Source organism: Streptomyces lacrimifluminis (genome assembly GCF_014646095.1).
Lineage (GTDB): Bacteria > Actinomycetota > Actinomycetes > Streptomycetales > Streptomycetaceae > Streptomyces > Streptomyces lacrimifluminis.
On record NZ_BMMU01000005.1, the window covers coordinates 304,025 to 323,914 of the forward strand.

The following is a 19,890-nucleotide window of genomic DNA, read 5'->3' on the forward strand; positions in this document are numbered from 1 at the left end:
ACGCGTAGCACTGAGGGGGTATGTGTATCAGTCCGGGCGCATATTCAGACCGGGGTCTTCCTACCTGACGGAAGTTGAAATCTCTCGCCGTTCAACGGTCTTTGTTCGACGCTCATTTGATCGAACCGTCACCTTTTCAGTCGCCCCACACCCGCACGGGCAACGGCCGCAACGCCTCCCGCAGGGCCCCCGCCAGCTCCTCGTACTCCGCGCCCCGCACGGCGCCCGCGCGCATCGCGAGGCCGATCCGGCGGGTCGGGGCCGGGGCGGCGAAGCGGCCGGTGCGGAGCTGGTCGCTGCGGCCCGTCTCGACGTCGACCGCGGTGTGCGGCAGCAGTGTCACGCCGAGGCCGCCTGCGACGAGCTGGACGAGGGTGGACAGACCGGCGGCCGTGGTGGTGACCGGGGCGTCCGCGCGCCCGGCCTCCCGGCAGATGTCGAGCGCCTGGTCGCGCAGACAGTGCCCTTCGTCCAGGAGGAGCAGGTCGAGTTCGCGCAGCGCCTCGCGCGGGAGGTCCGTCTGCCCGCCGAGGGGATGGCCGAGGGGCGTGACGAGCACGAAGTCCTCGTCGAAGAGGGGGAGTTCGAGGACGCCGGGCATCCCGGCCGGGACGGCGACCAGGAGCAGGTCGAGGCGGCCGGTGGTGAGTCCGTCGAGGAGGCCGGCGGTCTGCTCCTCGTGGACCTGGAGGTCGAGGTCCGGGTAGCGGTCGTGGACGAGGCGCAGGACGGTGGGCAGGAGGTAGGGCGCGACGGTCGGGATCACGCCGAGCCGCAGGGCCCCGGTGAAGGGCGCGCGGACGGCCTCGGCCTCCTCCATGAGCGCGGCGACCGACTCCAGCACGGCCCGGGCCCTTACGGCGAGCCGCTCACCGGCGGGCGACAGCAGCACCCTGCGGGTGGTGCGCTCCACCAGGGTGACGCCGAGGGCCTCCTCCAGGGCGGAGACGGCGCCCGAGAGCGCGGGCTGGCTCATGCCGATCGCGGCGGCGGCATCCCGGAAGTGCAGCTGCTCGGCGACGGCGACGAAGGCGCGCAGTTGGGCGAGACTGGGCCGACGGCGCCCGTCGGTGTTCTTGGGCGCGGCCATGTCCACACTCCCCTTGACTGATAGGTTTCACTGATCAACACAACCGAGTGTAGCGATTCCTTCGATCAATCAAGCAAGGGCGGTGAGTGGGTATGGGTCTCGCGGAACTGAAGTCCGCTCTGCCCGACTACGCGGCGGACCTGCGCCTCAACCTGGAATCGGTCGTCAACGGCTCCCGGCTCACCCCGCAGCGGCTGTGGGGCACCGTGCTGGTCTGCGCGATCGCGTCCCGTTCACCGCGCGTGCTGCGCGAGCTGGGGCCTGAGGCCAGGGCGCGCCTCTCCCCGGAGGCGTACACGGCCGCCCGGTCGACCGCGGCCATGATGGCGATGAGCAACGTCTTCCACCGCACCCGCCATCTGCTCTCCGACCCGGAGTACGGGCGGCTGCGCGCCGGTCTGCGGGCCAACGTGCTCGGCGATCCGGGCGTCGAGCGGACCGACGTGGAGCTGTGGTCGGTGGCGGTGTCGGCGATCAACGGGTGCGGAGCCTGTCTCGACGCACACGAGCGGGTGCTGCGGGGTGCGGGCGTCGGCCGGGAGACGGTGCAGGAGGCGTTCAGGATCGCGGCGGTCGTCCAGGCCGTCGGCACGACGCTGGACGCGGAGGCGATCCTCGCCGAGTAGCCGCCGCAGCCGCAGCCGCAGCCGCCGAGTATCTGCGGGGCAGCCGTGTGCTGCCAGGCGGGGCGGGTGACTGGACGTGGCAGGCGGTACGTCCGACAATGGGCGGACCCTCACTCCGTTCGTCGCCGCCTTCGTCGTCCCGGCCGCGAGGACCGTCCTTCTCCGACTGAGGGAGCCACCCGCAATGACCGTCGCCCTGGCGCTGATGGCCGTCGTCGCCCTGACCGCCGCCGCTGTCCTGCCGCGTGTGCTGACCCGGGCCGGCTGGCCCGACCGGGAGCCGGTGCTGGGGCTGTGGGTGTGGCAGTGCCTGGTCGCCACCGTGCTGGTGTGCTGTCTCGCCGCGCTGCTGCTGGGTACGACGGCCGCGTTCGGGACCGTCCGGGCCCACGCCTTCGCACCGGCGCCGCCCTCGGTCACCGCCGCCTACGAGCTGGGGCGACCGCCCGTCTGGCTCACCGTACTGACGCTGCTGCTGGCCTGCGGGGCGGCCTGGACGGTCGCCATGCTCGCCCGGGAACTCGCCGAGGCACGCAGACGGCGTCGGCTGCGGCGCGCGCATCTGCGGGAGCGGGCACCGGACCTGCCCGCCGGTTTCCCGGCCGCCAAGGGGCCGCTGCTGGTCCTGGAGGACGAGTATCCCGACGCCTGGCTGCTGTCCGGGCCCGCGCCCCAACTCGTCGTCACCACGGGTGCGTTGCGCCGACTGTCCGATCACGAGCTGGACGCCGTACTCGCCCATGAGCTCGGTCATGCCCGCGCCCGCCACGACTGGCTGCTGCACCTCTCGCAGGCGCTGGCCACCGGTTTTCCGCGCGTCCCGGTCTTCGCGCACTTCAGGGACCAGACGCACCGTCTGGTCGAACTGGCCGCCGACGACAGCGCGTCCCGGCGCTGCGGCCACCGCACCACCGCGCTCGCCCTGATCGAACTCAACCGACACCGGGGCGTGTTGTCCTGCGCCTGCACCCGCGGCCAGCTGGGCGACCGCGTCGAACGCCTCCTCGCGCCCCCGCCCCGCCTGGACGCCCCCTACCGCGCCGCCACTCTCCTGGCCGCCGCGCTGGCCCCACTGATCCCCCTCCTCATCGCCCTGAGCCCGGCCCTGAACGTCCTCAACTGACCTTCGGGCTACACACGTCGGCCACGCGGTACGGCAACCGCGGGCCCGCTGCGGCTGGTCACGCAGTTCCCCGCGCCCCCTCAAGGGCGCGCGGCGGAGCTGTGTCCTTCTTTGCCCCCGCCACGTGGACACGACCGACCGCACCGAACTGCGTCAGCCACGCGGTACGGCGACCGCGGGCCCGCTGCGGCTGGCCACGCAGTTCCCCGCGCCCCTTCAGAGGCGTGGCGCCGAGCTGTGGCTTTCTTTGGCTCCGCCGCGCAGACGCGGCTGACCGCAGCGAGGTGCGTCGGCCACGCGGTACGGCGACCGCCGGCCCGCTGCGGCTGGTCGCACAGTTGCCCGCGCCCCCTCAAGGGCGCGCGGCACCGAGCCGGCTCCTCCCGTGTGGACACGGCCGGCCGCATCGGAACCGTCGGTTCCGCGTTACGTTTCCGGCAAACTCCCGGGCGCGGACGTGTCGTTCGCCGGAGACTGGATCCGCCGACGACCCTGCGTGTCGGAGCCGGCCGTGCTCGTCGCCTCGGCCGGGCGGCCGGTCGACCGTCGCACCGGGTCGCCCGGCGCCGCCGACCGACCGACTACTGAGCCGGGTCGGACGGTGGCGACCCCTCTTCGGGTCGCTCGGTCCGGGCCGTCTGCTCTGGCTGCTGGGGCTGTTGTTGGGTCTCCTGCTGAGCCTTGGTCAGGGCGATGTCCACCGCTGTGGCCCCGCGTGGCTGCGGTGCGTGGCGTAGCGCGTCCGCCGCGTTGCTGTAGGCCTGGGAGTACACGCGCAGATAGCCGACGACCGTGTTCGTCACCGCGACCAGCGGTACGGCGACCACCGCGCCGCCGATCCCCGCCACCAGGCCGCCCGCCGCCACGGTCAGCACCACCGCCAGCGGGTGGACCCGCACCGCCCGGCCCAGGATGAACGGCTGCAGGACATGGCCCTCGATCTGCTGCACGGCCAGCACCACCGCGACCACCAGCACCGCCGTGAAGACGCCCTGGGTCACCAGCGCCACCACCACCGCCAGGGCGCCGGAGGCGACCGCGCCGACCAGCGGGATGAAGGAGAACAGGAAGATGAAGACGGCCAGTGGGACAGCCATCGGCACGTCCAGGAAGTAGATGCCGAGACCGATGAAGATGGCGTCGATCAGAGCCACTATCACCGTCCCCCGCACATACGCCGTCAGCGTGCGCCACGCTCGCGGGCCGGCGCCGGCGACACCGGGGCGGGCCGCCGCCGGCACCAGCTTCAGCGTCCACTCCCAGATGCGCTTGCCGTCGTAGAGGAGGAAGAGCGTCGAGAAGGCCGCCAGCAGTATGCCGGTCAGCGCCTCGACGATGACCGTGACGCCTTCCAGGCCCGCCGACGTGATCTGGTCCGTGTTGGCGCCGACCGCTTCACGAAGGTTCTCGGCGATCTCGTTGATCTGCTTGTCGGTGACGTGGAAGGGGCTGTTGAGCAGCCAGTTGCGCAGTTCGTCGATGCCGTCCTGGACCTGGTCGGAGAGCTGGTCGGTGTTCTCGATGACCTGCCAGGTCACGAACCAGCCGATCAGCCCCATCACGACGAACCCGAGGATCGCGGTGAGCGCGGTCGCGGGACCGCGCGGCATTCCCCACCGGGTGAGACGGGCGACCGCGGGCTGGAGCAGCGCGGTGATGAGCAGCGCCACCACGAAGGCGAAGACGACGAGTTGGACCGCACTGATGACCCGCATCAGCACCCAGAGCGTGCCCGCGAGCACCAGCAGCCGCCAGCCCGCCTCGGCCGCGACCCGTACGCCCCACGGGACGACGGAGGCGGGCTCGGGCCGGACGGCGAGTACACCAGGACCCGTCGGGGTGGTGGTGGTAGCCGCGCGAACAGGCTGCTCCTCCTCGTACCGGGGCTCGGGCGGCGCGGTGTGCGGCGGTGACGGAGCGCCGTACGAGCCCCCGTCGTCCCCGTGCTCCTTCTCCACCTCGGCACGGCGCGCGTCCAACCGCTCGCCCATCTCGGTGAGCCGGACCCCGACGCGGCCGAGCCACCGCGGCACTCTCGACATGATCCGCCCTCGTCCCCCGTATCTCCCTCTGCCCATTCTTCTCCCCAAAGCCTCCTGAGCCTCGGGAGCAGCGGTCCAGATCCGACCGTACATGGCCGAAGCCCCTCACCGAAGGACGGTGAGGGGCTCGGAAAGGTTGAGACAACTGAGCGCGGAAGACGCGAAAGTGCTCAGTAGTAGTTGTTGGCCTGCCAGAAGTTCCACGCGCCGCACGGGCTGTCGTAGCGATCGGCCATGTAGCTCAGGCCCCACTTGATCTGGGTGGCCGGGTTCGTCGCCCAGTCGGCACCCGCCGAGGACATCTTGGAACCCGGGAGCGCCTGCATGAGACCGAACGCGTCGGAACTGGGGTTGTCCGCCTGGTAGTTCCAGCTGGACTCGTGGTCCACGATGTTGCTGAAGCACTGGAACTGGTCCGCCGGGACGATCTGGCGCGCCATCTCCTGGACTTCGGCGACGGAGTACGAAGCCTGCACCGGGAAGCTGGACGCGTCACGCGTCGCGGAACGGCTGGCCGCCGCTTCCGCTTCCTTGCGCGCCTTGGCCTCTGCCTCGGCCTTCTCGGCTGCCTTCTCCGCGGCCTTCTGCTTGGCGACCGCGTCCTTGGCAGCCTGCTTACGGGCAGACTCCTCGGCGTCCTTCTTGGCGGTGGCGTCGGCGGCGATGGCCTGGATGTCGGCCTGCTGCGTCAGGGACGCGGTCTGCACCTCGGCCTGGGAGCCCACGGGAATGTCCGTGAGCAGCGTGGTGTCGCCTACCAGGGCCTCGGCATCGTTGGGGGTCCCGGTGTTGCCCGAGGCCACACCTGTAACTGCGCCGACAGCGGTGACCGCGGTGGCCGAGGCCACTGCGAGTCCCCGGACCGAAATCCGGCTCACACGGTTTCCTTCCAGCATCGCCCGCTTCGGTGACCCTGGCGGACGCAATCTTGCCCCCAAGTCACTGGCCTCCCAACTGCGGGGTCACGGGAGACACGGGCCCGGTGGGGAACTCCTTTGCGGGGAGCGCCACATGGTGCACGGGCGGCATACGACGACGGTATGGAGTTGAAGGCGATGCTTCGGCGGTGCCGTACTACTGGGGGTACAGATGTGTCGTATGCGGGGCCTGACAGGAGTGAGACTCTGCCGCACCCGGACGCCGAGTGGCAATTCTGAGTTGCGTGTGAAAGCTCACACCTCGTTTGTCGCAGGTGATTTGAGGAAAACCGCAGACGCGGAAGCGCCGCCCGGCTAGGCTCTTCGCCTTTGCCGGACGGCGCCTCTTTCACGAACTCCTGGGTAACCGGAAGCAATTGCCCAATTGCCCGAACGAGTCCCTATCTGCCCAACAGTGTCAGATCTGCCCGTCCTCCAGCATTTCGGTCACCAGGGCCGCGATCTGGGACCGCTCGGACCGGTTGAGGGTGACGTGCGCGAAGAGCGGGTGCCCCTTCAGCTTCTCGACGACGGCTACGACACCGTCGTACCGACCGACCCGTAGATTGTCCCGTTGTGCCACGTCATGGGTGAGAATCACCCGGGAGTTGGCTCCGATTCGGGACAGCACGGTGAGCAGGACGTTCCGCTCCAGCGACTGCGCCTCGTCCACGATCACGAACGCGTCGTGGAGCGACCGGCCGCGGATGTGGGTGAGGGGCAGCACTTCGAGCATGCCGCGCGAGGTGATCTCTTCGATGACTTCGCGGCTGGTGACCGCGGACAGCGTGTCGAAGACCGCCTGCGCCCAGGGACCCATCTTCTCGGACTCGGATCCGGGCAGATAGCCGAGTTCCTGGCCGCCGACCGCGTACAGCGGCCGGAAGACCATCACCTTCTGGTGCTGCCGCCGCTCCAGCACGGCTTCCAGACCGGCGCACAGCGCGAGCGCCGACTTGCCGGTGCCGGCGCGGCCGCCCATCGACACGATCCCGATGTCCGGATCGAGGAGGATGTCGAGCGCGATCCGCTGCTCGGCGCTCCTGCCCTTGATGCCGAACGCCTCGCGATCCCCTCGTACGAGACGGACGTTGCCCTCGGCCGTGACACGCCCCAGGGCCTTGCCGCGTTCCGACTGGATCGTCAGGCCGGTGTGCACCGGCAGTTCGGCGGCCTCCGGGACGTAGGCGTGCCCTTCCTCGAAGAGGAGGTCCACCTGTTCGCCGGGCAGGGTCAGTTCGGACATTCCGGTCCAGCCGGAGGAGCCCGTGATGGCCAGCTCCGCGCGGTACTCCTCGGCGAGGAGTCCGACGGACGAGGCCTTGATCCTGAGCGGCAGGTCCTTCGACACGACCGTGACGTCGTACCCCTCGGCCTGCAGGTTTCGGGCGACCGCGAGGATGCGGGAGTCGTTGTCCCCCAGGCGGTAGCCGCTTGGCAGCACGCTGGGGTCCGAGTGGTTGAGCTCGACACGGACGGTCCCACCCAGTTCCCCGATCGGAATCGGGGCGTCGAGTCGACCGAACCGGACGCGGAACTCGTCCAGCATGCGCAGGGCCTGCCGGGCGAAGTAGCCGAGTTCGGGATGGTGCCGTTTGGCCTCCAACTCCGTGACCACGACGATCGGCAGCACGACTTCGTGCTCGTCGAAGCGGTTCAGGGCGCCTGGATCGGCCAGCAGGACGCTGGTGTCGAGAACATAGGTGCGCCGGTCTGGCATACGGCGCTTTGTGCTGGTCACCACGGAAGGACGTACCCCCTCGGATGAGGTCGGGGAGCGACGAAGGAGATCTGGACCGGTCGACGGCCCCATTGCGCGGGCCGAGAACCGGCCCTCCGCCTGTTCGCCCGTGCTGTGACCACACGGTCGGGCTGGTGCAAAGGGCCTCCCGGGCGGACGGCCCCGTGCCGCCCGCTGAGATACGACGCCCGTGGTTCGGGTGTCGACCTGCTTGGTTTATGCCCTCGAACATGCGCCGCCATGCCACACCACAGGGCGGCGCGCTGGTGAACTCCTTGTTACTTCCGTCCCAGAGGGGGTGACTCCGATGCCGGGGGCACGCTCGGGGCGGGCCTGGCCAGACCCGGCTCGGGCCTGGTTCAGCCGCCGTAACGCCGGTGGCGGGCCGCGTAGTCGCGCAGGGCGCGCAGGAAGTCGACCTTGCGGAAGGCCGGCCAGAAGACCTCGCAGAAGTAGTACTCCGAGTGGGCCGTCTGCCAGAGCATGAACCCGGACAGCCGCTGCTCGCCGCTGGTGCGGATGACGAGGTCGGGGTCGGGCTGGTCGCTGGTGTAGAGGTGCTTGCCGATCAGGTCGATGTCGACGTTCTCGGCGAGTTCCTCCAGCGAGGCGCCCTTCTCGTGGGCGTCGAGCATCATCGAGCGCACGGCGTCGGCGATCTCCTGCCGGCCGCCGTAGCCGATGGCGACGTTGACCAGTATCCCGCCCGTCACGTGCGCGGTGGCCTCCTCGGCCTCCTTGAGCTGGGTCTGCAGCTGTCCGGGGAGCAGATCGAGGTTGCCGACATGGTGGACGCGCCAGCGGCCGTCGGCGGCGAGGGAGGTCACGACGTTCTCGATGATCTCCAGGAGGGGTGCGAGTTCCTCCGGCGGACGGTTGACGTTGTCCGTGGAGAGCAGCCAGAGGGTGACGACCTCGACATCGGTCTCGGAGCACCAGCCGAGGAACTCCTCGATCTTGTCCGCGCCGGCCCGGTGTCCCTGGGCGGTGGTGGAACCCGCCGCCTTCGCCCAGCGCCGGTTGCCGTCCACGATGACGCCGATGTGCTTGGGCACCTGGTCGTGATCGAGATGGCCCTCCACCCTGCGTGTGTAGACCCGGACCAGCAGTCGGCGCAGGTTGTCGCGCAGGTTCACGTGTTTGTCAGCCCCTCCGTACGGATCGGACAGGCGCGGCCGGGCGCAATCCCTGGCGCGATCCCTGCCCGTGTGGCGGTCCTCGGGGGTGGCGATCCCCGGAGAGGAAGCGTACCGCTGTGGGAAGGGAGGTCCTGCGCCCGGGGGAACGGGGCCCTGCGTCCGGGAGGACCACGGGCGGGCAAAGCGGACCTCGCCTCCCGGGAGGAGGGAGGGGCGGAGGCGCGGAGAAGCGCGGGAGGAGGGGGCGCCGGAGAAGAGGTCGGAGAGCGGCGGTATCCGGCTGGCTCCGACAGGGCACAAAAAACGGGCCGGTCCGTGGGGGGGGAGACGGACCGGCCCGAGGGGGGGCTTCCACCATAACCCTTCGTGAGTGATGCTGTGTACATCGGCGCGGAAAACTACTCTCCGAAGTCGCCCGGCAACGCGTGGATGGCCTCCGAAGCCCATTTCCACGGTCGGATCATGGCCGGAAATCAGCTGATTCCCAGGAAATATCGCGGGATTCGGGGAGATCCAGAGGAGCCTGACGGGTTTCACCCCCCTGGCGGATGCCCGCGCACCACCCCAGGGCCATTCGGGTACCGGACGGGTCCGGGAGCCCTGCGGGCCGGGCGTCCCTCCCGGAGGCGGCCCTGCCGCGAACGCTCGCTTGACGCCCTCGCTAACTTCGCAGCCATGGCCACGTTCACCACCACTGAGACACCGGAGCCGATTGCGCTGGAGCTCGCCGAGTCGGGACGAGCACGGCGACGCGGGCTGCTCGGCCGGGACGGAATCGAGGGCGCGCTGCTGCTGACGCCCGCGAGTTCGGTGCACACGTTCGGGATGCGGTTCGCGATCGACGTCGCCTATCTCGACGGAAAAGCGCGGGTCCGGGCGGTAAGAACCATGCGTCCGGGTCGAGTTGGACTTCCACGCCCCTGGGTGCGGTCGATCCTGGAAGCGGAGGCCGGGGCGCTGGCAAGGTGGGGCGTACGCCGGGGTGCACAGCTCACGATCCGGGCGGACGGGGCGGTTCCGAAGGACCGCTGAGCAGGCACGGAACGAAATCTGGCGCCGCGCCGGGTGAGGCGGCAAGGCACCGCGCAGGCCCCTCCTCTGCGCGGTACCGTCCGCGCGACTTTGCTCACGCGAATTACCTTTGGCCAAATTTACGCGACGCCGGGCCATGCTCGCGGACGACTGCGATAACGATGTGGAAACCTCGTGAAACCTTTTCGGGCATATGCGCACATGTCCCACAGGCGGTCAGCGTGACCCGACTCCTCCGCCGAGATCTCGCCAATATTCGGATGAGCGGGAGCGATATCCGGATGCCTGCGACAGATAAGTAACGGTATATGGCGCTTCACCGGAATTGTTCAGCGACATGAGGGGGCGGATCTCCAGCCATCTCCTCAGTCGAGGCTGCTCCCGCCGACTCGGACAGCGGTTACTCGCCAGTTCTGTCTCTGCGGCGGAAGCAGCGCCTCCGGCGGGTGGCGTCGGTGACGACCGGTCCGGTCGAGCGGGAGAGGCAGGCCGGTCGTATCAGCCGGGCGGCTTGCGGGCCTCGAAGAGCTGGCGGCTGCTGTGCGCCACGAACGGACCCTCGGCCTCGTTCCGCTCGTGCAGGGACCGGAGTTGGGGACGGTAGGCGTCGACGGTGAACCCGGGCACCATCCAGATCACCTTGCGCAGGAAGTGGACGACGGCCGCGATGTCGTAGAACTCCATCCGCAGCCGCTCGGCGCGCAGTTCGACGATCTCCAGCCCGGCGGCCTCCGCGCCGACCCGCTCACGGTCGGGGTGGCGGACCTCGTGCTGTTCGTCCGGCAGCGGTCCGAGGAAGCTCGACCAGGAGCGGGACGCGGTGCTGTGGAAGCTGGAGGGCCTGAGCGAGGACCAGGTCCGCAGGCCGATGACACCGTCAGGGACGAGTCTGCTGGGGCTGGTGAAGCATCTGGCGTCGGCGAGTACGGCTGGTTCGTCGAGACGTTCGGCCGGGAGGTGGAACCGCTCTGGTTCGACCCCTACACCGATGAGGACATGAGCACGGGCCCGGACGAGAGCAAGGCCCGGATCACCGACTTCTACACCCGCGCCCGCGCCGCCGCCGACCGCGTACTGACGGAACTCCCCCTGGACACCCTGGGCAAGCCGGCATGGCGGGACGACGAGTGCTCGCTGCGCTGGGTCCTGGTCCGCATGACGGCGGAGACCGCCCGGCACGCGGGGCACATGGACATCGTGCGGGAGTTGATCGACGGGGTGACCGGGGCGTACGAACCGGCGTGACTCACGGGCTGATTGAACGGTTCGGCCCGGTAGGCCCGGTGGGGCTTCATGGCCTCTCGGCGTCGAGGACGAGCATGACGTGCTCGTTGTCGCCGTAGCGGACCGTGCCGGTGCGACGGAAGCCGTGCTTTTCGAGGAGGCGGACGGAGGCGGTGTTCCCGGCGAAGGGATCGGCGTAGAGGGGCCGGTTGGTCTCGCGGAGCAGGAACAGCCCGAGGGCGACGCTCCCGATCCCTCTCCCCCAGTACGGCCGCCCGAGCCAGTACCCGATGAAGCGATGCCCACCGGCGCCCTGTTCACCCTCCCACCAGGCGACGATGCTGCCGGCGGGCTCGGCGTCCACGGTGACCGTCTGCACGAACACGGTGCTGTCGCCGAGGATCTTGGACTTCCAGTGCGCCATAAAGGCGTCCCGCGGCCTGGGCGTGAACCGCGACCGCCGGGCGGCTTCGGGATCGTTCTCGTACGCGAGCAGGAACTCCAGGTCGGCTTCCACGACGTCGCGAAGCTGCACGTCGTTGCCGGTTCCGCCGTGGCTCGGGGTGTCGGTCACCTTGTCGGTCATGGTGGGGAGTCTGGCAGGGGGCACTGACATTGACCGGCAAGTCCTCTTCCTCTACAGGTCGCCGCTGCCGACCCGCTCGTACCGCAGGAGTACGACGCCGTTGCCGAAGGTACGTGACTCGGTGAGCCGGAGCCGGGTGAAACTGTCCGCTTCGGGGAAGAGCGGCCTGCCGCGTCCGATCAGCACGGGATGGACGCACAGGTGAAACTCGTCGATGAGGTCGTGCCGCATGAACTCGGCGGCGAGTTCGGCACCGCCGACCACAAGGTCCCCACCGGGCTGCTCCTTGAGCGCCCGAATGTCCTCCGGGACGACCTCCCGCACGATGGTGGTGTTCCAGTCGGCGTGCTCCAACGTCCGGGAGAACACGTACTTCGGAATGTCCCGCCAGATGCCGGCGAACTCGACCATGGCTTCAGTGCTGTCGGGGCCGGGGTCGGTGTCGGCGGTGGGCCAGAAGTCGGCCATGAGTTGGTGGGTGACGCGCCCGGAGAGAATGCCGCCCATGCTCCTGACCTGCTGATTGAAATACCGGTGCAGCTCTTCGTCGACCAGATGCCAGTCGATCTCGCGATTTGGTCCCTCGAAGTATCCGTCGAGGGAGACGGACATCATCAGCACGGCTTTCCGCATGGCACACACCTCATCGACGTCTGGGGCTGCGACTGGCGCTCACGGTACTCATCAGGCGTCACCCAAGGCCCCTGTTGCGCGGGGCAGAGGCCAGCAGTGACTGGCAGTATGCCGCCCCAGTTCCTGAGCCGGCCTCCAGCGAGTGGGGTTCACCATTCCTTCCCGGAGCCGCGCGTGAACTCCTCGTGTGCGGGAGCGTGTTCCGCCTCGCACAGCAGCTTCACCTGTTTGACACCTTGGCCTCCGGCTCCTCCCCCATCCGGGAGGGCGCGCCTCTAGCCAAACCCCGATTCTTGATTCCAGTCCGATCGAAAGGAGTGCGGTCACAGCCGAACCTGGGCATCACCTCGCGTTGTCATGACCCACCCAGGCCTGATTCACCCAATCGTGTGCTCCCCCGACACCCCATACACCCGCGCCCCCGACCTCGGCAGCACCGCGCACAGACGCGTACCGCCACCCGCCACCCGGCTCCCGGCCCCCGGCTCCCGGCTCCCGGCTCCCGGCTCCCGAGAGCCCCATTCGCCCGGGCAGGTGCTCAGGACGCGGGCCGGCACGCGCAGGGTCGCGGCGCCTGGCTCGGACACGGCAGGTCCCTGCCCCTCGTCCCCGGCGCTTCCAGGTGGAGAAACCCAGTCGTCGTTGAGGTGCCCGACAAAGCCCTGGTCGGCCAGACTTCCACCGTGGGAAACGACGAGGAGCAGCCGCTGTCCGGCGGGAACATGAGCGCCGGTGTCGTTCGTGTCGGGGAAACCGTTCGCCGGCCGGCGGGGCCGTGGACTCCGGCAGTGCATGCGCTGGTCGCCCATCTCCACGAGGTGGGCTTCCGGGCGGCTCCCCGTCCCCTTGGTGTCGACGAGCAGGGGCGTGAGGTGCTGACCTTTGTGAGGGGCGAGGTGATCTGGCCCGACCGGTTCGCGTTGGTGCAGACCTCACAGGGGCTGGCTCGTGTGGCGCGTCTCGTACGGGACTTCCACGATGCCGTGGAGGGGTTCACGCCGCCGCCCGACGCCCAGTGGCAGGTGCTGATCCCCGTCGAGGGGGCTGACATCATCGCCCACCACGACCTGGCCCCCTGGAATCTCGTGGCCGACGGGGAGGACACGTGGGCCTTCATCGACTGGGACACCGCCGGTCCCGGTACTCGTCTCCGGGACGTCGCTTACGCGATGCGCGGCTTCGTCCAGTTGTCCGCTCACCCTCACTGGCAACGTGCCGACGCCGACAGCCGCCTGCGGATCTTCGCCGACGCCTATGGACTCGATGAGAGCGAACGGCGTGCGCTGGTGCCCCTGTTGGGCCGCCGTACCCGGGCCATGCACGACTTCCTGCGTGAGCGGGCCGCCGAGGGCAGCCAGCCATGGGCGACGCTCTGGGCCGAAGGCCACGGCGACGCCTGGCGGAGCGACGCCGAATACATCGAGCAGCGCTAAGACCAGTGGGTGCGTGCCCTGCTCACCGGCTGAGTTCGGCGCGGTTCGAGGTGGCGGGGGCGTGAGTCGGAGGGCTTCGTCCTCACTCCCCCTTCTGGAACGTCACCTCCACGCGCCGGTTCTTGCGCCGGCCCTGTTCCGAGGAGTTGTCGGCGATCGGGTAGTCCTCGCTGTAGCCGCGTACCTGGAAGGTGACGTCCGCGCCCAGGCTGGCGGCCAGTCGGTCGTGGACCTGCTCCGCGCGGCTCTTGGAAAGGGTCAGGCCGTGGGCGTACGAGCCAAGATTGTCGGTGAAGCCGAAGACCCTGACGTTCGTGGCTTTCTGGGCCTTGATCTCGTCGGCGATCGCCCGGATGCGGGAGTTGGCCTCCGGGTTGAGCTTTGAGCTGTTCTTCGGGAACAGGACCTCCGCCTGGAGCGCGAACGTCACGTTCTCGTTCGTCTCCACTCGGCGTTCCTCACCGCCCATGTCCTCCACGACCGACTTGATGTCCAGGACCTTGGCTGCCGCGAGTGTGGCGCCGTCGGCCAGTTTCAGGCCGGGGCTGTTCGCATCCACCTCTGGGGGTGGAGAGGTGTCGACCGAGCCCGGGGGTGCGCTGGGATCGTCGTCCGCGGCGGCGGGCGGACCCGCGAGAGAAAGGGTGGCGAGTACCGCCAAGGCTGTGAGTACGGTCGAGGTGGAGCGCCTGGTGACGGCCATGGTCACTCGCCCTCGGAGATTTCGATCGATGCCGGGGGCATCGTGCCGACTTGGAGGTTCACCTGAGTGGAGTCTTCCGGGGGAGCGGGGAACTGGGCGAACCAGTCGGTCGTCTGTCCCGTGTCCACGCCCCCTCCCTCGAACTTCGTGCACAGGCAACGCCCATCGGTGTCCCGAAGGACGAGGTACTTCTTCTTGGCCTTGCTGTCGACCAGCGCCGCTCCGGCGAGGGAGGCACCGTTCTTGCTCAACTCACGTTCGTCACCGCGCCAGTCCGCCGCGACCCAGAAATCCCCACCGCTGTTGGTGACCGTGCCGTTCACCGTCACGAAGCCACCCTGATCACGGACGGCTGAGGTGACGGCGAGTGTGATGTCGCCGTTCTTCACTTCGGCCAACGCGGGCTCGGCGGCCGGGGGCTGGGACTCCGTCTCCTCGGTCTTTCCTCCATCGGTCCTGCTCGGTGCCGATGAAGAGGCGTTCTTGTCCGTCTTGTCGCCGTCCCCTCCTCCACAGCCGGCCACCGTGACGAGCAACCCGGTCGCGATCGCCACCGCGGTCACTGCCCTACGGCTCTTCATGGTGCGCCGAAACTTCATCGGTACGACTTCCTCTCACTCGGCCAGATACACGGAGAACAGCACGGACGCGTCGGGGAAGTCGCCCGGATTGAAATCTACGGGGTCGATGTTCACGATCTGGCCGTCGCAGTCCAACTCGATCGGCAGTGTGGGATCCGCGTCGGGGTTGAAATCACAGCGTGGCTGGATGACGGCGATGGCATCGGCCTTGGCGTGCATGCCTTCCGTACCCGGAATGATCGAGGCGCCGACTGTGTCGGTGGTCTCCACGGCGACCCGGAATCCGGGGTATCCGTCCCTGACCACAGGTTCGGCGCCGCCCTGGACCGTTGAGCCGTTCTCCGAGGCGAGCGCCTGTGCTGCCGCCGTGGCCCCGCCACCCGGTGGATCCTGGCCGTTCAGCCAGTCGAGCCAGTCGTCGCCCTGTCCGATCGCACCCGTCAGGGTTTCCACCAACTCGTCCCGGGCGTCCTGTGCAGCCGCCAACGCAGCAGCGTCCGCCGCGGATTGGGCTCCGTTGCGGACGGACGCTGCTTGCGCGAACACGAAGAAGGCGACGGCGGCGAAGAGCAGAATCCCCGTCAGCCAGATGTAGATGGGCAGTGTCTGCCCACAGTCGCTCAGTGGTCGTGCGTCGGTCAGCCGCCGATGACGTCGGTGACCGCGTTCCGAATCGCCGTCGAGATCATGCCGTCCAGCCCGAGACCGTCGATCAGCGTGAAGATCCCGGCAATGATGATCATCAGGCCCGCGTACTCCACGAACCCCGCGCCCTCGTCCCGCTGCCTGCCCTGCATCCGGGAGACGACAGTCCACGTCCACCTGTTGAACCTGTCCACTGCGCCTGCCCTTCCGTCGAACGCCACTAGCGACCCGACCACCGTACGTGAAAGACCCTCTACTCCGCGTGGGCCCAAGGGCCCAACTTCCCCCCACAGTACGCCCCATCACTCCCACCTCTCCCGAGCCGTTCCCAGCCACCGGGCGATCGCTTCGCTCCGTGTCGTACTGTGCAGCTTTGCGAAGATGCGGTTGATGTGGTTCTTGACGGTCTTCTCGCTGATGAAGCAGGTGGCGGCGATCTGCTGGTTGTTCACGCCGGCTGCGATGAGATCCATAACCTCCACCTCCCTTGAACTCAGGCCGAAGTCCGGTCGGCCGCGGTCGCGGGCGGCGAGTGTCGTCGCGTGGCCGAGCCGGGCCTTTGGAGTCCGCCGCAAGAGTGCCATAACTGGTTGCAGATGCGAAGAGCTTTCGTTCGGTTCGTAGGAAACGCCGAGCGAATCCGCGACACCCGAACCCTGAGCACCCTGAACAGAGGCATGCGCCACCCTTGCCGTCCGCGCCACGACCCGCGATCCCCGTCCCACCGCCCGTACCGCTTCCGTCAACTCCTCGGTCGTGAAGCCTCCGTGGACCAGGTAGGCCGAGGCGCCCCCGCACAGCGCCTGGCTCACCACCTCCGGCTCGTTGCTGTAGGTCAGCATCATCACCGGGGCCATTAGCGCCAGTTGGGGAAGGGCCGTGAGGCCGTCCGTGCCGGGCATGCGTACGTCCAGCAGGACCACGTCAGGGTGCACTCGCTCCGCCGCCCACACGGCCTCGGTGCCGTTCGACGCCTCCGCGACCACCTCGATGTCCGGGTGGCCGCCCAGGAGTGCTGTCAGGCCTGCCCGTACCACCGGGTTGTCGTCCGCCACCAGCACCCTCAGCAGGTCCTGCCGCCGTTCATCTGTGGACATGGGATGCGGCCTCCTTCCGGGGACGGGGACGGGGTATGTGGTCGAGTCCGGGTGGCATCACGTCCACGCGGATCTCCGTGCCGCCGTTCTCACCTCGGCCCACGTGCATCACCGCCCCCAGCGATCTCGCCCGTTCCACCATGCCCAGCATGCCGAAGTGGCCTGATCTGGCTGTCTCTTCGAGGTTCAGGGGGCCGGGGAGGCCCATTCCGTCGTCCCGGATGCGGAGGGTCACGCCCTCCCCGGATGCCCTCGCCTCCAGCGTCACCCTCGTCGCGCTCGCGTGCCTGCGCGTGTTCTCCAGTGCCTCCGACACGATCGCCAGGAGGTGGTGTGCCGTCCGGTGCGGGAGCAGTACGTCAGCCCCTTCGGCGCGCGTCTGCAGAGTCGTACGGATTCCCGTGCTCCGCTCGAACTCTGCTCGCCTCTGCGCCAGTTCCGCGATCAGGTCGACGTCCGGGGACGTCAGGGCCGTGTGGTGGCGCAGGTCTGTCAGGAGGTCGCGGGACTCCGCTGCCGCTCTGCGGGCCGCCGAGGCGACCAGGGTCGCGTTGCGCCCCACCGCCTCCGGATCCGTGCCGTCCTTCGACGTCGCCGACCTCGCCAGGGCCTCCGCCGCCAGCCCCAGGCCGTGCAGGGTCTTCGTCACCGAGTCGTGCATCTCCCTTGCCAGGCGCGCCCGTTCCGACTCCACCGCATCCGCCACCGCCAGACGGGAGTTCGCCTCCGCCAGTGCCTCACTCGCCGTACCGAAGCGGAACATCAGGTTGCGCAACGTGACGCCGATGATGCCGGCGCCGACGCAGAAACCCGCTATGAGGAGCGTGCTGGTGCCTGTGCCCGGGTGGTGTTCCCAGGCTCGGTGGACCGTGAGGAGCACCATCAGTTGGAGGCCCGTGAAGACGCCCGAGCCGCGCCAGCCGTAGAGGAGGCCGGCGAGGAGGGGGGTGCACACCGTGGCGTAGGCGAGGGGGGAGGCGGGGGACGCGGTGAGGAGGAGTATCGCCGCGAACGTCAGGTCCGCCGCCATGAGGGTGGGGTGGGCCAGGAGGCGGGGGGCCAGACGGTCCCAGTCGCGGTACATGGCGTACGAGGCGGTGATGCCCAGGACCGCAGCCGCCAGGACCGCGTAACGCGGAGCCCCTTCCGCCGTGTTGGTCATCGCGAAGGGCGCGCCGAGGGCCAGCATCGTCATGCGGACCGCGAACGCCTGGCGGCACAGGGCCTGGAGCGCGTTCAGCTGGAGGCGGATGGTGGCGGGGGCCGGGGCGTCGTCGGCAAGGTAGCCGACCGTCGGGTCGTAGCCCCGGTTCCGGTTCCGGTTCCGGCCCTGTTGTCCGTCGTGACGCCTTTCCTTCATGGCTCTCATCGGCCGCACCGCCCTCAACGTCCCAGAATGGAGCCGAAGTTCGTACCCGAGCCGAGGAACATGCCCGTCGCGATGAGGATCATCGTCGCCGGGAGCATGAACACCAGGGTGACGAGGGTTGCCTTGGGGATCGTCTTCGCGGCGCGGCGACGGGATTCCTGGGCGTCCGTGCGGCGCATGTCCGCGGCGATCTGGATCAGGGTCTCGGCGATCGGGGAGCCGAGCTCCTCGCCCTGCTGGAGCGCCGAGACGAACTGGGCCACCTGCTCACTGGAGTTGCGCTTGCGGAGTTGGTCGAAGGCCTGGCGGCGGCTGACGCCCATGTCCATCTGGCGGAGTGTGATGCGGAGTTCGTCCGCCCAGGGGCCCTCGTACTTCTCCGCCACCCGGTCCAGGGACTGGCGGAAGCCCAGGCCTGCCGAGACCACGACAGCGAGCACGTCCAGGAAGTCGGGGAGTGTGCGGTCGATGACGTCCTTGCGTTCCCTTACCGCCTGCCAGATCGCCGCGTCCGCGGCCGTCACTCCGAAGGCGAACGTGATGAGCGCGAGGACCAGTTGGCCGTTGGTGAGGAAGATCAGGCCGAGGAGGATGCCGAAGGTGAAGTAGACCGCTCGGCGGGCCGCGTATCGGGTGATGGTGAGGCCGCCGGGATTGCCCGCCATGTCGATGCGCAGGCGTTTCGCGTCGACCCGGCGGGGGCCCATCAGGCGGAGGACGAGAGGCGCGAAGCGCATGCCCATGCGGTCCACCGCCGAGTCGGCCTTCGAGACCCGGGTGCCGCCCACCTCCAGGGCGAGGAGCAGGTCGGAGGGGAGTTTGGCGTCGGCTCGGATCATGCGGACGCCCAGCAGGGCGCCTGCGACGGCGATCGCCATCAACAGGGCAAGCAGCAGTGGCAGCATCCGGTCACTCACTCCCCTCAGACTTCGATCTTGCCCAGGCGGCGGATGACGAAGAAGCCGACCGTGTACAGGCCCAGGGAGAGCAGGATCAGGCTCTGGCCGAGGCCGGAACCGGTCACCTTCTCCAACGCGCCCTCGTTCGAGGAGTTGATGAGGAGGAGGGAACCGAGGCCCAGGCAAGGGACCGTGAAGGCCGTCGCGTTGACCTCCGACAGCATCGTGCGGACCTCTCGGCGCGTTTCCTTGCGGTCCTCCAGGGTCTGGGTGAGGTTGCGCAGGGAGCTGACCACCGAGCCGCCCGCCTGGTTGGCGAGGACCAACGTCGTGACCAGGACGACCAGTTCGCGGGACGGAAGGCGTTCAGCCAGCTCGCCCAGCGCGTCGTCGACCGTCCGGCCCAGGGTCAACTGGTCGGCGACCCTGGCCAGTTCCTCGCCCGCCGGGGCCTCCAGCTCCTCCGCCGCCATCGCCAGGGCTGTCCGCAGGGCGAGGCCGGCCGCCGTGGCGTTGGCCAGCAGGCGGGCCACGTCCGGGAGTTGGTTGATGAACGCCTCGATACGTTTCTGGAGCTGCCAGTTGAGGAAGATCGCCGCACCCCAGACCGTCACCAGTGCGGCGATCGGGCCGAAGAAGGGGGCCAGTGCGGTGGCCGCCAGCAGCCACAGCGCGACGCCGACAGCGGTGACGTACGTGAAGAACTCGCCCGCTGTCAGGTCCAGTCCGGTCGCCGAGAGGCGGAGGTGGATCGTGCGGCCGAGACGGGTGCGGCGCAGCCTGCGGTCGACGGCCGCGAACCGGCGTACGCGGCCGGCCGCCGTACGCAGCGCGCCGCCGCCGGAGAGGCGGTCTTCGAGTGCCTGACGCTGGGCGCGGCCGGTGGCGTACGTGTGCACGCCCGCCACGGCGAGCGTGCCGCACAGCATGGTGGCGCCCAGGGCCAGCGGGACCGAGTTGTTCATGGCTGCTCGCTCCGCGTAGTCGTACAGGTTCTTGAAATGGTGCTC

19 protein-coding genes and 2 pseudogenes are annotated in these 19,890 nt (G+C 69.1%); 5 read left to right on the plus strand and 16 right to left on the minus strand.

From position 1 onward, the window contains the following. Nucleotides 1-136: 136 nt before the first annotated feature. Nucleotides 137-1,090 carry a hydrogen peroxide-inducible genes activator gene (locus IEY89_RS11310; RefSeq protein ID WP_189147193.1) on the minus strand — a complete coding sequence of 318 codons (954 nt, stop codon included), beginning with the start codon at nucleotides 1,088-1,090 and terminating at the stop codon, nucleotides 137-139. Between the two features lie 92 nt (nucleotides 1,091-1,182). Between IEY89_RS11310 and IEY89_RS11315 the strand changes: the two genes are divergently transcribed. Continuing rightward, nucleotides 1,183-1,716 (plus strand): alkyl hydroperoxide reductase, encoded by a 534-nt coding sequence (locus IEY89_RS11315; RefSeq protein ID WP_189147194.1) that lies wholly within the window; start codon nucleotides 1,183-1,185, stop codon nucleotides 1,714-1,716. 184 nt (nucleotides 1,717-1,900) lie between these two features. Then, nucleotides 1,901-2,839, plus strand: a complete 939-nt coding sequence (locus tag IEY89_RS11320; protein WP_189147195.1) for a M56 family metallopeptidase — start codon at nucleotides 1,901-1,903, stop codon at nucleotides 2,837-2,839. Between the two features lie 581 nt (nucleotides 2,840-3,420). Here IEY89_RS11320 and IEY89_RS11325 read toward each other — a convergent pair. The 4 genes from IEY89_RS11325 to IEY89_RS11340 form a co-directional block, all read right to left on the minus strand. Further along, complete coding sequence (locus IEY89_RS11325; RefSeq protein ID WP_189147196.1) at nucleotides 3,421-4,881, minus strand: AI-2E family transporter; 1,461 nt, start codon at nucleotides 4,879-4,881, stop codon at nucleotides 3,421-3,423. Nucleotides 4,882-5,051: 170 nt separating this feature from the next. Then, nucleotides 5,052-5,759 carry an aggregation-promoting factor C-terminal-like domain-containing protein gene (locus IEY89_RS11330; protein WP_189147197.1) on the minus strand — a complete coding sequence of 236 codons (708 nt, stop codon included), beginning with the start codon at nucleotides 5,757-5,759 and terminating at the stop codon, nucleotides 5,052-5,054. 457 nt (nucleotides 5,760-6,216) lie between these two features. Then, a complete protein-coding gene (gene phoH2 / locus IEY89_RS11335) occupies nucleotides 6,217-7,542 on the minus strand; it encodes an RNA 5'-3' helicase PhoH2 (RefSeq protein WP_189147198.1) in 1,326 nt (441 codons plus the stop codon). Nucleotides 7,543-7,898: 356 nt separating this feature from the next. Next, on the minus strand, nucleotides 7,899-8,675 hold the full coding sequence (locus IEY89_RS11340) for an isoprenyl transferase (RefSeq protein ID WP_189147199.1): 777 nt from the start codon (nucleotides 8,673-8,675) through the stop codon (nucleotides 7,899-7,901). 678 nt (nucleotides 8,676-9,353) lie between these two features. Here IEY89_RS11340 and IEY89_RS11345 point away from each other — a divergent pair. After that, on the plus strand, nucleotides 9,354-9,710 hold the full coding sequence (locus IEY89_RS11345; RefSeq protein ID WP_189147200.1) for a DUF192 domain-containing protein: 357 nt from the start codon (nucleotides 9,354-9,356) through the stop codon (nucleotides 9,708-9,710). A gap of 498 nt (nucleotides 9,711-10,208) precedes the next feature. On the opposite strand, the pseudogene IEY89_RS11350 reads toward IEY89_RS11345, so the two are convergent. After that, nucleotides 10,209-10,508: pseudogene (locus IEY89_RS11350) on the minus strand (SAM-dependent methyltransferase); the annotation flags it as partial. 1 nt (nucleotide 10,509) lies between these two features. On the opposite strand from IEY89_RS11350, the pseudogene IEY89_RS11355 reads away from it, so the two are divergent. Further along, nucleotides 10,510-10,955 (plus strand): annotated as a pseudogene (locus tag IEY89_RS11355) (DinB family protein); the annotation flags it as partial. Nucleotides 10,956-11,001: 46 nt separating this feature from the next. On the opposite strand, the gene IEY89_RS11360 reads toward IEY89_RS11355, so the two are convergent. Beyond that, nucleotides 11,002-11,520 carry a GNAT family N-acetyltransferase gene (locus IEY89_RS11360; RefSeq protein ID WP_229695154.1) on the minus strand — a complete coding sequence of 173 codons (519 nt, stop codon included), beginning with the start codon at nucleotides 11,518-11,520 and terminating at the stop codon, nucleotides 11,002-11,004. A gap of 51 nt (nucleotides 11,521-11,571) precedes the next feature. Beyond that, nucleotides 11,572-12,153, minus strand: coding sequence for a dihydrofolate reductase family protein (locus IEY89_RS11365; RefSeq protein WP_189147202.1), 582 nt, complete (start codon nucleotides 12,151-12,153; stop codon nucleotides 11,572-11,574). Nucleotides 12,154-12,836: 683 nt separating this feature from the next. Here IEY89_RS11365 and IEY89_RS11370 point away from each other — a divergent pair. Continuing rightward, the gene (locus tag IEY89_RS11370; RefSeq protein ID WP_229695155.1) at nucleotides 12,837-13,586 is read left to right on the plus strand and encodes a phosphotransferase; all 750 of its coding nucleotides are present in this window, start codon (nucleotides 12,837-12,839) and stop codon (nucleotides 13,584-13,586) included. A gap of 82 nt (nucleotides 13,587-13,668) precedes the next feature. Here IEY89_RS11370 and IEY89_RS11375 read toward each other — a convergent pair whose 3' ends face one another. The 8 genes from IEY89_RS11375 to IEY89_RS11410 form a co-directional block, all read right to left on the minus strand. Next, complete coding sequence (locus tag IEY89_RS11375) at nucleotides 13,669-14,289, minus strand: OmpA family protein (RefSeq protein ID WP_189147203.1); 621 nt, start codon at nucleotides 14,287-14,289, stop codon at nucleotides 13,669-13,671. Nucleotides 14,290-14,291: 2 nt separating this feature from the next. Beyond that, nucleotides 14,292-14,888, minus strand: a complete 597-nt coding sequence (locus IEY89_RS11380; RefSeq protein WP_189147204.1) for a hypothetical protein — start codon at nucleotides 14,886-14,888, stop codon at nucleotides 14,292-14,294. A gap of 15 nt (nucleotides 14,889-14,903) precedes the next feature. Beyond that, the gene (locus IEY89_RS11385) at nucleotides 14,904-15,512 is read right to left on the minus strand and encodes a pilus assembly protein TadG-related protein (RefSeq protein WP_268240729.1); all 609 of its coding nucleotides are present in this window, start codon (nucleotides 15,510-15,512) and stop codon (nucleotides 14,904-14,906) included. Then, nucleotides 15,509-15,709 (minus strand): hypothetical protein, encoded by a 201-nt coding sequence (locus IEY89_RS11390; RefSeq protein WP_189147240.1) that lies wholly within the window; start codon nucleotides 15,707-15,709, stop codon nucleotides 15,509-15,511. Before IEY89_RS11390 ends, IEY89_RS11385 begins: the two co-directional genes overlap by 4 nt. 108 nt (nucleotides 15,710-15,817) lie before the next feature. After that, nucleotides 15,818-16,612 (minus strand): response regulator transcription factor, encoded by a 795-nt coding sequence (locus IEY89_RS11395; RefSeq protein WP_189147205.1) that lies wholly within the window; start codon nucleotides 16,610-16,612, stop codon nucleotides 15,818-15,820. Then, on the minus strand, nucleotides 16,599-17,972 hold the full coding sequence (locus IEY89_RS11400) for a sensor histidine kinase (protein WP_189147206.1): 1,374 nt from the start codon (nucleotides 17,970-17,972) through the stop codon (nucleotides 16,599-16,601). The genes IEY89_RS11395 and IEY89_RS11400 overlap by 14 nt, the downstream gene beginning before the upstream one ends. A 23-nt stretch (nucleotides 17,973-17,995) precedes the next feature. Then, complete coding sequence (locus IEY89_RS11405; RefSeq protein ID WP_189147237.1) at nucleotides 17,996-18,886, minus strand: DUF5936 domain-containing protein; 891 nt, start codon at nucleotides 18,884-18,886, stop codon at nucleotides 17,996-17,998. Between the two features lie 17 nt (nucleotides 18,887-18,903). Further along, a complete protein-coding gene (locus IEY89_RS11410; RefSeq protein WP_189147207.1) occupies nucleotides 18,904-19,845 on the minus strand; it encodes a type II secretion system F family protein in 942 nt (313 codons plus the stop codon). Nucleotides 19,846-19,890 lie beyond the last annotated feature (45 nt).

Excerpts from the sequence above, each read along its gene's own strand:
- IEY89_RS11365 (WP_189147202.1), bottom strand. The coding sequence starts at position 12,153 with ATGCGGAAAGCCGTGCTGATGATGTCCGTCTCCCTCGACGGATACTTC.
- IEY89_RS11325 (WP_189147196.1), bottom strand. The coding sequence starts at position 4,881 with ATGTCGAGAGTGCCGCGGTGGCTCGGCCGCGTCGGGGTCCGGCTCACC.
- IEY89_RS11375 (WP_189147203.1), bottom strand. The coding sequence starts at position 14,289 with ATGGCCGTCACCAGGCGCTCCACCTCGACCGTACTCACAGCCTTGGCG.
- IEY89_RS11310 (WP_189147193.1), bottom strand. The coding sequence starts at position 1,090 with ATGGCCGCGCCCAAGAACACCGACGGGCGCCGTCGGCCCAGTCTCGCC.
- IEY89_RS11405 (WP_189147237.1), bottom strand. The coding sequence starts at position 18,886 with ATGCTGCCACTGCTGCTTGCCCTGTTGATGGCGATCGCCGTCGCAGGC.
- IEY89_RS11345 (WP_189147200.1), top strand. The coding sequence starts at position 9,354 with ATGGCCACGTTCACCACCACTGAGACACCGGAGCCGATTGCGCTGGAG.
- IEY89_RS11315 (WP_189147194.1), top strand. The coding sequence starts at position 1,183 with ATGGGTCTCGCGGAACTGAAGTCCGCTCTGCCCGACTACGCGGCGGAC.
- IEY89_RS11400 (WP_189147206.1), bottom strand. The coding sequence starts at position 17,972 with ATGAAGGAAAGGCGTCACGACGGACAACAGGGCCGGAACCGGAACCGG.
- IEY89_RS11410 (WP_189147207.1), bottom strand. The coding sequence starts at position 19,845 with ATGAACAACTCGGTCCCGCTGGCCCTGGGCGCCACCATGCTGTGCGGC.
- IEY89_RS11380 (WP_189147204.1), bottom strand. The coding sequence starts at position 14,888 with ATGAAGTTTCGGCGCACCATGAAGAGCCGTAGGGCAGTGACCGCGGTG.
- IEY89_RS11320 (WP_189147195.1), top strand. The coding sequence starts at position 1,901 with ATGACCGTCGCCCTGGCGCTGATGGCCGTCGTCGCCCTGACCGCCGCC.
- IEY89_RS11395 (WP_189147205.1), bottom strand. The coding sequence starts at position 16,612 with ATGTCCACAGATGAACGGCGGCAGGACCTGCTGAGGGTGCTGGTGGCG.
- IEY89_RS11360 (WP_229695154.1), bottom strand. The coding sequence starts at position 11,520 with ATGACCGACAAGGTGACCGACACCCCGAGCCACGGCGGAACCGGCAAC.